Origin of the sequence: Pseudonocardia sp. DSM 110487, from assembly GCF_019468565.1 — a bacterium.
Classification (GTDB): domain Bacteria; phylum Actinomycetota; class Actinomycetes; order Mycobacteriales; family Pseudonocardiaceae; genus Pseudonocardia.
Map to the genome: position 1 here is coordinate 4,586,539 of NZ_CP080521.1, position 12,709 is coordinate 4,599,247.

Below are 12,709 nucleotides of genomic sequence, written 5' to 3' on the forward strand. Positions count from 1 at the left end.
GCCTTCCTCTACACCGTCGCGACGTCGCGGACGCGGGCGTCGAGCAGGGCGTAGCCGATGTCGATGGCGATGTTCAGGACGAAGATCGCCACGGCGGTCAGCAGCACGGCCGCCTGCAGCACCGCGAAGTCGCGCTGCAGGATCGCGTCGATCATCAGCTTGCCGATCCCCGGCCAGCCGAAGATCGTCTCGACGATCACCGCCCCGTTGACGAGGCCGACGGCCAGGTCACCGGCGACGGTCAGGGCGGGCGCCGCGGCGTTGCGCAGGGCGTGGTGGGTGACGACGCGCCTGCCGTCGGCGCCCTTGCTGCGCGCGAGCCGGACGTAGGGCGCCGACAGGGCGGAGACCATCGCGCCGCGCACGACCTGGGTGAGCACGCCGAGCGGCCGGACCATCAGCACCGCGACGGGAAGGACCCAGGACAGCACGCCGTTGTCCATGCCGGAGGTGGGGAGCACCCCGAGCACGACGGCGAGGAGCCACACGCCGGTCACGGCGAGCCAGAAGTCCGGCACGCTTGCGGCGGTCATCGTGAGGAACGACGAGGTCCGGTCGGCGGGCGAGTTCGGCCGGTACGCTGCCCAGCTGCCGATCAAGAGGGCACCCGCCACCGCGAGGAGCATGGTGACCGCGGCGAGCGACAGCGTCACCGGGAACGCCCGCAGCACCATCTCGGCCGCGGGCTCCTCGGTGCGCAGCGACGTGCCCAGGTCGAGCTGCACGATCCCGGCCAGGTAGTCCAGCAGTTGCTGCCACACCGGCAGGTCGAGCCCGTTCGCCGCGGCGAACTCGGCCCGATCCGCGGGCGAGGCCGACTCGGGCAGGTACAGCGCGGTCGGGTCGCCGGTGAGCCGCGCCAGCAGGAAGACGCCGAGCAGCACGACCAGCAGCGGGATCGCGGCGCTCACCGCGCGGCGGCGCAGGAAGGTCAGCACGGTGTCGCCCGCGGATGCGCGCGTGCGGCCGGGACGGTCATGCATGCCTCCGATGGCATCGTCGTCAGGCTGGGGTCGTCAGGCGGGTGTGTCAGGCGGGAGTCATGGCGGCGAGGCGCATCTCGTCGCCGGTCGCCGCGTCGGGCTCGTAGTGGACGCGCGGGGAGCGGGCGAGCATGCCGCGCATGTGCGCGATGTAGGCGTACTGGTCGATCTCCTCCGGCTCCCGGGCGAAGAGCGCGGCGAGCGCGGCGTGGCGCTCCGGGCCGGAGAGGGCCTCCGCCGCCGCGATCGCCGCGTCGAAGTCCGGTATGCCGTAGGAGCTCTGGTAGCCGTCGGACAGCATGTACTGGTCCAGGGTGAACGCCGCGTCGCCCGCCTGGTTGCCGTGCTGGATCATCAGGATGTACGCGCCGGTGCCCTCCGGGAACGGGCGTTGCTGGTACTCCAGCCCCTCGGCCGAGTCCATCATCTGGATCTGCACGTTCAGGCCCAGCTGCGACAGCTGGTACTGGATCGCCTGGGTCACCTCCGACACCCGGGGGAAGAGGCCCGACCGGACGATGAACCGGATCGGCGCGGAGAGGTCGACGCCATCGGCCCGCACCTCGTCCATCAGGGCCTGCGCCCGCGCCGTGTCGAAGGGTTCCGGGCGCAGGTCGGGGTTGTACCCGATCACGCCGTCGGGGATGAGCTGCGCGGCAGGCGTGCCCGCGCCCTCGAAGAGCGCGGAGATGATGCCGTCCCGGTCGATGACCATCCCGATGGCCCGCCGCACCCGGATGTCATCGAGCGGCGGCTCGGTGGCCTGCAGGCGCAGGGCCGTCGTCTCGTTGTTGGGGAAGGAGACGCCGAGCTCCTCGGCGCCGTCCTCGGGGCCGATGCCCGTCGCGATGTCGGCCTCGCCGTTCACGACCATGGCCGCGCGCACGCTGGAGTCGGAGCGCCACTGGTACTCGGCCCGGGCGAACGCAGGCGGGGTGCCCCAGTAGCCGGGGTTGCGCTCGAGGGTCAGCCGGGTGCCCGGCTCCCACCCGGCGATGCGGAACGGCCCGGTGCCGACCGGTTCGCGTACCTTCCCGTCCGCGTCCGTGGACGGATGCACCATCTCCACGAACGACAGGCGCAGCGGCAGGATCGGGTCCGGCGTGTCGGAGGTGACCACCAGCGTGGTCGGGTCCGGCGCCGCGGTCTCGAGGGAGTCGTTGAAGACGTAGCCCTGGATGTGGCAGTCGATGTCCGCGTTCACCGCGCGGTCGATCGAGTGGGCGGCCGCGGCGGCGTCGAACGGGGTGCCGTCGCTGAACAGGACGCCCTCACGCAGGGTGAACGTCCACGAGGTCGGCGTGGTCTGCGTCCAGGACGTGGCGAGGAGCGGCTCCAGCGCGCCGGTGGTGGGGTTCCGTTCGGCAAGCGGCTCGGTGATGTTGGAGCGGACGACGACCCCGGTGCCGGTGAGCGACGCATCGCACGCTTCGAGGGTGGGCGGCTCCTCCGGGAGGACGATCCGGATCGTGTCGGCGGGTGCCGTGGCCTGGCCGCCGCAGGCCGCGACGGTCAGGCCCAGCACGGCGGCCACCAGTACTGCTCGTGCGCGGACGAACGCGGCCCTCCGCTGGGCAGACGTCATCGTTGATCCTCCGCGCACCGGGGCGACCGTCGTTCACATATGTGGACGAATGCTGGATGGGAAGACGAACCTAAGGGGAGCGGTCCGAACGCGTCAAGCGCTTTCCGTCCACATATGAGGACAGTGGTCTGCCTACCTGCACGGCCAGTGCGCGAGAGAGCCGATCAGGAGCTCTCGCGCTGCACGATCCGGAACCCGACGTCCCGGCTCAGTTCGGCCACCGGACGGCGCTGCATGCGCTCCAGCAGCAGGCTGCCGGCGAGGGTGCCGATCTCCTCGGCGGGCACCGCCACCGTGGTCAGCGACGGCACGAGGTGCGAGGCGATCTCGAAGTTGCCGAACCCGGTGATCGCGAAGCGTTCCGGCACCGGGATGCCCCGCCGGGTGCACGCCAGCAGTGCGCCCGCCGCGAAGACGTCGCTCGCGAAGACCAGCGCGTCGGTGTCGGGGTGGCGGGTGAGGGCCTGGTCGAGCAGCTCGACGCCGGTGGCCATGCTCACGGGGCGGTCCTCGGCCGCGCAGACCCGGGGCTCGGTGCCCAGCAGCTCGCGGACGGCTGCGGCGAACCCGTCGCGACGCTCGGCTGCCCTGAAGTCCCCTGGCTGCAGCGCTCCGGCGAAGACTAGGCGGCGCCGTCCGCGCTCGACCAGGTGGCGGACCAGCGCCGCGGTCGCGGCCGCGTTGGAGAATCCGACGAGCATGTCGACCGGGCGCTCGGTCCAGCCCCACGTCTCGACGACGGGCACGGCCGCGGCGGCGAGCAGCGAGCGAGTGCCCGCCGTGTGCTCGGTGCCCACGACGAGCAGGCCGTCCGGGCGGCGGCCGAGGAAGCTGCGGACGAGCCGCTCCTCCTGCTCGGGGTGGTACTCGGTGCTGCCGACGAAGATCTGGTAGCCGTGCGGGGTGAGCATCTCGGAGAACGCGTGGACGGTCTGGGCGAACACCGACGCGTTGATCAGCGGGATGATCGCCGCCACGGCGCGGCTGCGGTTGGACGCGAGGTTGCTGGCCGCGAGGTTCGGGACGTAGCCGGTGGCCGCCACGGCCTGCTCGACGCGCGCGTAGGTCTCCTCGGCCACCGCCTCCGGATCGCGAAGGGCGCGGGACACCGTCTGCGGGGAGACACCGGCGGCCCTCGCGACGTCGTCGAGGGTGACCGAGCTGGTCCGCCTGCGCGTGCGGCGAGGCGTGGTGTCCACGCGCGGAACCGTAGCCAACCCTGCGTCAGCGCCTGCGGAAGACCGGCGCGCGCTTCTCGGTGAACGCGAGCCTGCCCTCCGCGGCGTCCTCGGTGGCGAAGCAGATCGTCTGCAGGTCGCGCTCGTACTCGAGCGCCTTGTCCTCCGGCAGGCTGTACGCGGCCCGCAGGTTGATCTTCGCGGTCTCCGCGGCGATCGGGGCCCGCGAGGCGATCGTCGCCGCGATCGCCGTGGCTCGCGCCGTGAGGCCGTCGGGGGACACGACCTCGCTGATCAGATGCCAGCGCAATGCCTGCTCGGCGTCGATCGGCTCTCCTGTCATGATCATCAGTGCGGTGTTGCCCGGGCCGATGGCGCGGGAGAGCAGGCTCGTCATGCCGCCGCCGCCGATCCAGCCCAGCTTGATCTCGGGTGCGGCGAAGGTGGCGGCCGTCGACGCGATGCGGATGTCGCAGGACAACGCGGTCTCCAGGCCGCCGCCGAGCGCGTAGCCGTTCACGGCCGCGATCGTCGGGGTGCGCGCGGCGCGGATCGCGTCGCAGTAATCCGTGCGGTTGCGGAAGTCCCACGGGGTGGCGTAGCGGTCGAGCTCGCGGATGTCGGAGCCCGCGCTGAACGCGCGCCCGGCGCCGGTCACGACGATCGCCCGCACCTCGTCGGTGCCGTCGCACCACTCGACGGCGCGGACGATCGCCGCGGACATCTCGGCCGTGACGGCGTTGAGCTTCGCGGGCCGGTTGAGCGTGAGCGTCGCGACCTGGTCATCGACATCCAGGGTGACCTCGTCGCTCATGTGATTCGCTCCTTCTCGCGGTAGAGCACCTGCATGCGGGCCAGAGCGCGGCGGTGGTCGAGAGCCCCGGCGAGCGCATCGCGGACCAGGCCCGATGCGGCCGACTGGAAGGGGATGTAGCCCGCGTACCGCGGGCGCACCCACGCCGTCTCGCAGGTCCGAGCCGTCCGGCGGTAGAAGCCGCTCGCCGCGGCGTCGACGCCGGCGTCGGCCCATGCTGCTCGCGCGCTCGGCTGCCCGGCGTGCGTGGGCAGGAACCGGGTCTGCGTCTCGGTGCTCATCAACCACCGGACGTGGTCGAGCAGCGCGGCGGTGGGCGTGCACCGGCTGCTGATGGCGATGCCGGTGCCGCCCAGGGTGGAGCCGGGCGGGCCGCCGGGCGCGGCGGCCGGGGCGTCGCCGAAGGTCAGGCGCCCCGCGTAGTTCACGTACCCGTAGACGAGGGGGCAGAGCGCGAGGCGGTCGGTGGTCGACATCAGTTCCAGGAGCCCGATGGGGTTGAGGGCGCGGGTCGGCGCGGGGGCCCGCGCATCGATCGCCGCCATGAGGTCGAGCACGTCCAGCCCGGTGCCCGTCGACAGCAGGCGGTCGGGGTCGGCGGCCGGCTCCTCGCCCAGTGCGACCGCGATGGAGCAGAAGGTCAGGAAGGCGTGTGGACCGGCCAGCGAGAGCGCCACCGGGGCGGTGCGAGAGATGCGCTCGACCTCGTCCCACGTGGCGAGCGGCTCGCCGACGAGGTCGGCGCGCGCCGCGCACACCTGTGTCGCGGCGTCGAGCGGGAGCGCCCATTGCCGCCCGTCGCGGGCGTAGGAAGCCATGGTGGCGCCGATGCTCGCCGCCGCCCAGTCCGCCAGCTCGTCGGCACCGAACAGGTCGTCGAGCGGGGTGAGACAGCCCGCTTCCAGCGCGTCGCCGAGGTGGGGGTGGTCGAGCACGACGAGGTCGTAGCGCGCGCAGAGGTCAGTGATCGGGTGCGACTCGAACCCTTCGAGGGGCTGTGTGTCCCATGTGACGAGATCGCCGGCCGCGGCCTTCAGCGCCGCGTACCCGCGCGGGTGGTCCCAGGTGAGTCCGGCGAAGGTCACGTCGTCTCCACCACGACGCCGTCCGCGAGCAGCCGGTCGATCTCCGCGGCGTCCACACCGAGCTCGTCGAGCACCTCGCGGGTGTGCTCGCCGGTGAGCGGGGCGCCGCGGTCGATCCGGGGTGGGGTCGCGGAGAAGCGGTACGGGAAGCCGGGCGTGGTCACGCGGCCCTCGGTGGGGTGGTCGTAGCTGACGAAAGTGCCGTTGTGCCGGACCTGGGGGTCGCGCAGCAGGTCGGCGTAGCCGTAGACCGGACCGGCCCAGATGCCGGCGGCGGCGAACGCGTCGAGCCAGTGCCGCGACGGTTTCCCAGCCAGGTACCGGGCCGTCGTCGCGAAGATCTGGTCGCGGTGGGTCCAGCCGTGTTCCTCGTCGACCATGTCGAGGAAGGAGTCCTCGCCGAGCACCTCGCCGAGCGCCTTGAGCGGCGGGAAGGCCAGCACGATGTAGCCGTCGGCGGTGCGGAACGCGCCGTAGGGCGCGCGGATGTAGACGTGGGCGTGCGGCTCCTCGGACCGCTCCTGCGGCAGCCCGCCGACCGTGTGCACCGACAGCTCCTGCATCTGCAGCGTGCTGATCGCGTCGAGCATGTTGACCGTGACGAACTGGCCCTCCCCGGTGCGCTCCCGGTGCAGCAGCGCGGCGAGCACCCCCTCGAACGCGGTGGACGCGGTGACCGCGTCGACGAGGTACTGCCCCGCGGCCCGCGGGGCCTCTCCGGCCCGCCCGCTGGAGAGCATCGCGCCCGACATCGCCTGCAGCAGCAGGTCCTGCCCCGGGCGCTGGGCGTAGGGGCCGTCCTCGCCATAGCCGGAGATCGACACGTAGACCAGCGCCGGGTTGACCGCGCGAAGGCTCTCGTAGTCGACGCCGAGCCGCGCCGCGACGCCGGGCCGGTAGTTCTGCAGGAAGACGTCGGCCGAGGCCACGAGCCTGCGCAGCACCTCGCGTCCCGCGTCGGTCTTCAGGTCCACGGCGAGGGAGCGCTTGTTGCGGTTGAGCGAGAGGAACGAGACGTTGATCCGGTTGCCGGCCGCGCCGCCCGCCGCGGCGTGGCGCTGCCACTCGCCGGTGACCGGCTCGACCTTGACGACGTCGGCGCCGAGGTCGCCGAGCCGCTGGGCGGCGAAGGGGCCTGCCATCGCGATGGAGCAGTCGAGGACGCGGTATCCGGTGAGCACACCCCGGCGCTGGTCGGTCACGAGGACTCCTCTGGTGTTAGCGCTACCGCTAGCGCTAACATCACGCTAGGCAGCGGCCGGTCGGGGTGTCAAACGGAGCTGCTCGATCTGTCAGAGAAGAGGCTTCATCGATGAACCGTTCCGATGGCGGCCGCTCGTGACGGCCGCGCTCGTCACGGGGGCCGCCGGCGCGCTCGGCCGGGCCACCGCGGCCCGCCTCGCGGCCGACGGGTTCGACGTCGCCCTGCTCGACGTCGATGAGGCGGGGCTGGACGCGACGGCCGAGGACGTCGTCAAAACCGGCGGGCGTGCGTTGTCGCTGCCGGTCGACCTGCGCGAGGCGGAGGCGATCGAGGACGCGGTCGACCGCACGACCGCCGAGCTCGGCCCGCTGGGGGCGCTCGTGAACAACGCCGCGATCTACCCGAACCGGCCGTTCCTCGATGTGCCCCTCGAGGAGTACGACCGGGTGGTCGCGGTGAACCAGCGCGCCTACTGGATCGCGGCGCAGTCCGCGGCCCGCCGGATGGTCACCGCCGGGCGAGGGGCGATCGTGAACATCGCGTCGATCACCATGCACGGCGGCTGGTCCGACCTGGCGGCCTACGTCTCCACCAAGGGCGCGGCGGCCGCGTTCACCAGGGCGCTCGCCCGCGAGCTCGGCCCGTACGGCGTGCGCGTCAACTGCGTGTCGCCCGGCGCGTTCCCCACGGCCGCCGAGGAGATCCACGAGAACCCCGAGGAGTACCGGCGGTTCGTGCTGGACCGGCAGTCGCTCAAGCGGCGCGGCCGCCCCGAGGAGCTCGCCGCGGTGGTGGCGTTCCTCGTCGGCCCGGACTCCTCGTTCGTCACCGGGCAGTGCATCGAGGTCAACGGAGGGTGGGTGATGGCGTGACGCTGGATCGAGCCGAGATCGCGCGGCGAGCGGGGGACATCAGCGCCGCGGGCGGCGTGCGCGCGGTCGTGCTGGACGACGGCGCCGAGCGCGGCATCCGGGTGCTGGAGTTCCGCACCGGCGGCGGGCTGGCGTTCGACGTGCTGGTCGACCGGGCCATGGACCTCGGCACCGCGGAGTTCCGCGGCAACGGCTTCGGCTGGCACTCGGCCACCGGGTTCCGCCACCCCGGGCTGCACGAGTACGCCGACGAAGGCGGGCTGTCGATGCTGCGCAGCTTCTCCGGGTTGCTGCTCACGGCCGGCCTGGACCACACGCTCTTCACCGCCGAGGTGGACGCGTCCCAGTACCGCTACCCGCACCGGGCCACCGTCTGGAACGGGCTGCACGGGCGCGTCGCCAACATCCCCGCCCGCCTCTCCGGGTACGGCGAGCGGTGGATCGACGACGAACGCTGCGTGCTGTGGGCCGAGGGCGAGGTACGCCAGGCCGCGATCTTCGGCGAGCACCTGCGGCTCACCCGCCGGATCGAAGCCGACCTGGGCGGCACCGAGATACGGCTGATCGACAGCGTGCGCAACGCCGGGTTCGACCCCACGCCGCACATGTACCTCTACCACGTCAACGTCGGCTGGCCGTTCCTCGACGAGGGTGCCCGCTACGAGCTGCCCGTCGAGCGCACGCTGTGGCAGAGCGACAGCGTCGCCGAGCAGGGCGTGTCGAACGTCGAGGTGCCCGCCCCGCAGCCGGGGTTCGTCGAGCAGGTCTACGAGCACGAGCTCAAGCCCGACGCCGCTGGCTTGGTGCGGCCGCGGCTGGTGAACGAGCGGCTCGGTGTGTTCTTCGAGCTGGAGTACGACTCGGCCCAGTTCCCGGCGTTCTTCCAGTGGCTGCACCTGCGGGAGGGCGCCTACGCCGTGGGCTTCGAACCGTCCACCCATCACGTGCAGGGCGAGCCCGCCGCGCGCGAGGACGGGTCGATGACGTTCCTCGAACCGGGCGAGGAGCGCCGGTACGAGACGGCGTTCCGGGTGGGGGAGCTGTGACCGACTTCCTTCCCGACCAGCCGATCCGCTGCCGCGACTTCGGCATCGGCGCCGTGGGTGCCGGGTTCATCATGGCCGACGTCCAGCTCGACGCGTACGCGCGCGCCGGCTTCCCGGTGCGAGCCATCACGTCCCGGACCCGGGCGAACGCCGAGGCCGTTGCGAAGCGGTGGGACATCCCGGCCGTCTACTCCACGGTGGAGGAGCTCGTCGCCGACCCGGCCGTGCAGATCCTCGATGTGGCCTACCCGCCGCACCTGCAGCCCGACGTCATCCGCGCGGCCCTCCGCCACGACCACATCCGTGGCATCCTCGCCCAGAAGCCCCTCGCACTCGACCTGGCCGCGGCCACGGCGCTGGTCGAGGAGGTGGAGGCGGCCGGCAAGGTCATGTCGGTCAACCAGAACATGCGCTACGACCAGTCGATCCGGGTGCTCAAGCAGCTGATCGACCGCGGCGAGCTGGGCGAGATCGTGACGGCGACCGTCGACATGCGGGCGGTACCGCACTGGCAGGAGTTCCTGCGCGGCTACGACCGGCTGACGATCGCGAACATGAGCGTCCACCACCTGGACGCGCTGCGGTACCTGTTCGGCGAGCCGGAGGACGTCTACACGGCGGTCCGCACGGACCCGCGGACCACGTTCGAGCACCTCGACGGCATCGTCGCCAGCACACTGCGGTTCCGCAGCGGCGTGCTCGCTCTCTCGTTCGAGGACGTCTGGGGCGGTCCGGTGCGGGAGGGTGTCGAGGGCGACGTCGCCATCCGCTGGCGCGTGGAGGGCACCCGCGGCCTCGCCACCGGCACGCTCGGCTGGCCGGACTACCCCGACGGCAGCCCGTCGACGCTGCGCTACTCCAGCGAGTCGACGGGCGGGTGGGTCGAGCCCACCTGGGACACGCGGTGGTTCCCCGACGCCTTCGGCGGTGTCATGGAACAGCTGCAGCACGCGCTCGCCAACGGCGAGCCGCCCGTGCTCCCCGCGCGGGACAACCTCCAGACCATGGCCCTCGTCGAGGCCACCTACCGATCGATCGCCGAGCGGCGTGCGGTGTCGCCCGCCGAGTTCCTCTGAATCCACGAAGGAGTGGCCCCATGCTGCCCGTCGGCATCTTCTCCGGCATCTACCAGCACGACCTCGACGAGGCCGCCCGCCGCGCCCGCGCCCACGGCTTCGGCTGCGTGCAGTTCGACCTCGACTTCACGGACCCGCGCTTCACCGAGCAGGGCCTCACCGAGGCCGAGTGCAAGTCGATCCGCGACACCTACCGCCGCCATGACCTGCCCATCGTGTCGGTGTCCGGCTACACCAACATCATCCATCCCGACCCGGCCGAGCGGCAGCTGCGGTTGAACCGGCTGCGGGCCCTGATCCGCAATGGCCGCAACCTCGGCACCCCGTACGTGATCAGCGAGACCGGCACGTACAACACCGGCAGCGACTGGGCGCCCGACCCGCGCAACCTCACGGAAGCCGGCTACTCCGAGTGCCTCGACGTGATCGGCGAGCTGGTGGAGGAGGCCGCCAAGAGCGACGCCGTGTTCTGCGTCGAGACCTACGTCAACAACGTGATCGGCACGATCGACGCCACGCTGCGGCTGTTCCGGGACATCAACAGCCCGCACCTCGGCCTGGTCATGGACCCGACCAACTACTTCGAGGACCACAACATCGACGACATGGACGGCGTGCTGCGCCGCATGTTCGCCGAGCTCGGCCCGTACATCAAGATCGCGCACGCGAAGGACGTCGCCCGCGCGTCCGACACGAGCGAGAAGCACGCCGACACCGGCGCGGCCGAGTACCTGTCCTTCCGCGGCGTCGGGGCGATGGAACTGCACGGCCCCGGCCACGGCGCGCTCAACTACCCGCTCTACCTGAAGCTCCTCGCCGCCCAGCACCCGAACATGCCGGTGATCATCGAGCACGTCACGGAGGACGAGGTCCCGGCGGCGAAGGACTTCGTCTACGAGGCGCTGATCCAGGTGGGCGCCTAACCCGGCCCTTTTCCGACGAACGGCGCTCTCGTCGGAACCTATGCGACGAACGCGCCGCTCGTCGGAACGCTCAGCCGCGTGTAAAGCCGGGGGCGGGGGCGTAGGGCCGCCTGGGCGTGCGTGCGTTCCAGGTCAGCGAGCACCCTTGCGGCCTCACGGGTGATGCGGCTGGGTGCGGTGGCCACCACGATGATCCCTGCTGCCGTCATCGCAGAGCGGCGGGCGAGGGTGGCGGCGTGGTCGGCCGGGCTCAAGTGGAACTCGTGCGAGTCGATCTCCCACGCCATGGCCACGCCGTCGAACCACGCATCCGGCTTCGCGATGAACTGTCCGTGCTCGTCGACGACCTCCGCATTCCACATGGCCGGAGGCAGTAACCTGCTGTGCTGCAGGAGCAAGCGGGCCTTCGCCTCGGCGACGGATCGAATCCCGCCGCTAACCTCGTGCAGCACCTCGCGGGGGAGCCGGGAACCGCGCTGACCCCCTTCCTCGAGCTCGGCCGCGAGCTGGGCGGGTGTGCGCATTCCGCGCTGCACGACCTCGGCGACGATGGATCGCACGACGTCGCGGTCGCGCATGCGGCGGACGGCGTCGACCACGGCGCGTTCCAGCGGGGCGAGCGGCCACCTGCCGGGCTCCGGAGCCGGAAGCCGGTCGGTGCGCTCGATCATCACGAGCCCGTAACCGCTGCGCCGCCGCTCGGCGGGCACGAGTAGGTGCACGGGCCCACTTGGGCGGGGCGCCCGCTCCAGCCCGTGCAGCTCGAGCGCGTCAGCGCCGGTGATCAACGCGTCCGGGCCGGCGTGGAGCAGGCCACCCCGACGGCGGTCGTCCCGACTGGGCGGTGCGTTCCTCAGCAGCACGAGGCCAGGTGCAAGGCGGCGCCACGGCCCTCCGGGCCGGCAGCGGTACGCGATCGTGTCGCGGTGCATCCCGAGCTCGACGAGGTCGCGGACGAGAACGACGGGACCGCCCCGGTACGCGACGAGATCGTCGAGGTCGGGGACATCGGTGCGGCGGCGAGGCATGCGCCCCACGGTGCGACCAGCCGAGGCTCCAGCCAGGCGAACCTCGGATCTGTGGATGCGCGAGGTGCGAGGTGGAAAACCCCGATTCCGACGAACGGCGCGTTGGTCGGATAGGTTCCGACGAACGCGCCGTTCGTCGGAAAGGGTCAGCGTTCCAGGCGTGCCGTGCCTTTCGTACTCCCGCGGCGGGTCAGCCAGGCTTCCGTGATGTGGCGGGTCATCGCTGTGGCCGCGCCTTCCGCGTCGCCGTCCGCGATGCGCTCGTAGATCTCCCGGTGGCCGCGGTTGGAGGCGAGGCAGTCGGCGGTGCCGGGCTGGCCGACGTAGCGGGCGGCGTCGGCGGCCTGCGACTCCAGCGAGCGCACCACGCCGCGGGCGATCCGGTTGCCCGACGCCCGCATGATCACGTCGTGGAACTCCTTGTCGTTCGGCCGGTACCGCGGCCAGTCGGCGACGAGGGTGTCCATGAGGTCGACGAGCTCGCGTAGCCGGGCCAGCCCGGCCTCGTCGATGGTGCGGGCGGCGACGAACGCCATGTCGGCCTCCAGCAGCCGCCGGGTCACCACGAGGTCGTCGAGGATCCCCGAGTGGCGCTCGGAGCCGATGCTGGCGGCGAGCACCTGCTCGTCGAGCAGGTTCCACGAGTCCGGATCGGTGATCACCGTGCCGGAACCCTGCCGCACCCGGACCAGGCCCTTCTCCTGCAGCATCTTCACCGACTCGCGCACGACCGTGCGGCTCACCGAGAACGTCTCGCAGAGCGCGGGCTCGGTCGGCAGGGCGCTCCCGGGCGGGTAGGCGCCCGCGACGATCCGCTGGACGAGCTCGGTGGCGACCGCTCGGGAGAGCCCGGCTGGCCGCCGCGTCCAGGCGGGGGCGCCCTCGTCGAGAGGTGCGGTCGACATCCATTCCTCC

At 72.0% G+C, this 12,709-nt stretch carries 12 protein-coding genes; 4 read left to right on the forward strand and 8 right to left on the reverse strand.

Annotated features, from left to right (window positions below; all coding sequences use genetic code 11):
* Positions 1-8: 8 nt before the first annotated feature.
* The 6 genes from K1T35_RS21365 to K1T35_RS21390 all read right to left on the reverse strand — a co-directional run bounded on the left by K1T35_RS21365 (position 9) and on the right by K1T35_RS21390 (position 6,847).
* Positions 9-983: an ABC transporter permease gene (locus tag K1T35_RS21365; RefSeq protein WP_220261884.1), complete on the reverse strand. Its 975-nt coding sequence runs from the start codon at positions 981-983 to the stop codon at positions 9-11.
* A gap of 46 nt (positions 984-1,029) precedes the next feature.
* Complete coding sequence (locus tag K1T35_RS21370) at positions 1,030-2,568, reverse strand: ABC transporter substrate-binding protein (protein ID WP_220261885.1); 1,539 nt, start codon at positions 2,566-2,568, stop codon at positions 1,030-1,032.
* 164 nt (positions 2,569-2,732) lie between these two features.
* Positions 2,733-3,767: a LacI family DNA-binding transcriptional regulator gene (locus tag K1T35_RS21375; protein ID WP_220261886.1), complete on the reverse strand. Its 1,035-nt coding sequence runs from the start codon at positions 3,765-3,767 to the stop codon at positions 2,733-2,735.
* Positions 3,768-3,792: 25 nt separating this feature from the next.
* Positions 3,793-4,560, reverse strand: a complete 768-nt coding sequence (locus K1T35_RS21380; RefSeq protein ID WP_220261887.1) for an enoyl-CoA hydratase/isomerase family protein — start codon at positions 4,558-4,560, stop codon at positions 3,793-3,795.
* Entirely contained in the window at positions 4,557-5,645 is a 1,089-nt protein-coding gene (locus K1T35_RS21385; protein ID WP_220261888.1) for an extracellular solute-binding protein, read from the reverse strand. The genes K1T35_RS21380 and K1T35_RS21385 overlap by 4 nt, the downstream gene beginning before the upstream one ends.
* Positions 5,642-6,847, reverse strand: a complete 1,206-nt coding sequence (locus tag K1T35_RS21390) for a CaiB/BaiF CoA-transferase family protein (RefSeq protein ID WP_220261889.1) — start codon at positions 6,845-6,847, stop codon at positions 5,642-5,644. The genes K1T35_RS21385 and K1T35_RS21390 overlap by 4 nt, the downstream gene beginning before the upstream one ends.
* A 136-nt stretch (positions 6,848-6,983) precedes the next feature.
* Between K1T35_RS21390 and K1T35_RS21395 the strand changes: the two genes are divergently transcribed.
* The 4 genes from K1T35_RS21395 to K1T35_RS21410 are packed head-to-tail and all read left to right on the forward strand — an operon-like array spanning position 6,984 to position 10,766.
* The gene (locus tag K1T35_RS21395; RefSeq protein ID WP_220261890.1) at positions 6,984-7,721 is read left to right on the forward strand and encodes an SDR family NAD(P)-dependent oxidoreductase; all 738 of its coding nucleotides are present in this window, start codon (positions 6,984-6,986) and stop codon (positions 7,719-7,721) included.
* The gene (locus tag K1T35_RS21400; protein ID WP_220261891.1) at positions 7,718-8,767 is read left to right on the forward strand and encodes an aldose 1-epimerase family protein; all 1,050 of its coding nucleotides are present in this window, start codon (positions 7,718-7,720) and stop codon (positions 8,765-8,767) included. The genes K1T35_RS21395 and K1T35_RS21400 overlap by 4 nt, the downstream gene beginning before the upstream one ends.
* Complete coding sequence (locus K1T35_RS21405) at positions 8,764-9,843, forward strand: Gfo/Idh/MocA family protein (protein WP_220261892.1); 1,080 nt, start codon at positions 8,764-8,766, stop codon at positions 9,841-9,843. The genes K1T35_RS21400 and K1T35_RS21405 overlap by 4 nt, the downstream gene beginning before the upstream one ends.
* 20 nt (positions 9,844-9,863) lie before the next feature.
* A complete protein-coding gene (locus K1T35_RS21410; RefSeq protein ID WP_220261893.1) occupies positions 9,864-10,766 on the forward strand; it encodes a sugar phosphate isomerase/epimerase in 903 nt (300 codons plus the stop codon).
* 38 nt (positions 10,767-10,804) lie between these two features.
* On the opposite strand, the gene K1T35_RS21415 is transcribed toward K1T35_RS21410, so the two are convergent.
* Both K1T35_RS21415 and K1T35_RS21420 read right to left on the reverse strand, forming a co-directional pair.
* On the reverse strand, positions 10,805-11,794 hold the full coding sequence (locus tag K1T35_RS21415) for a hypothetical protein (RefSeq protein ID WP_220261894.1): 990 nt from the start codon (positions 11,792-11,794) through the stop codon (positions 10,805-10,807).
* A 146-nt stretch (positions 11,795-11,940) separates the two neighbouring features.
* A complete protein-coding gene (locus tag K1T35_RS21420; RefSeq protein WP_220261895.1) occupies positions 11,941-12,699 on the reverse strand; it encodes a FadR/GntR family transcriptional regulator in 759 nt (252 codons plus the stop codon).
* Positions 12,700-12,709 lie beyond the last annotated feature (10 nt).

Bases quoted from the DNA above. Each gene is read 5' to 3' on its own strand.
- K1T35_RS21365 (WP_220261884.1), bottom strand. From the start codon at position 983: ATGCATGACCGTCCCGGCCGCACGCGCGCATCCGCGGGCGACACCGTG.
- K1T35_RS21370 (WP_220261885.1), bottom strand. From the start codon at position 2,568: ATGACGTCTGCCCAGCGGAGGGCCGCGTTCGTCCGCGCACGAGCAGTA.
- K1T35_RS21380 (WP_220261887.1), bottom strand. From the start codon at position 4,560: ATGAGCGACGAGGTCACCCTGGATGTCGATGACCAGGTCGCGACGCTC.
- K1T35_RS21410 (WP_220261893.1), top strand. From the start codon at position 9,864: ATGCTGCCCGTCGGCATCTTCTCCGGCATCTACCAGCACGACCTCGAC.
- K1T35_RS21415 (WP_220261894.1), bottom strand. From the start codon at position 11,794: ATGCCTCGCCGCCGCACCGATGTCCCCGACCTCGACGATCTCGTCGCG.
- K1T35_RS21420 (WP_220261895.1), bottom strand. From the start codon at position 12,699: ATGTCGACCGCACCTCTCGACGAGGGCGCCCCCGCCTGGACGCGGCGG.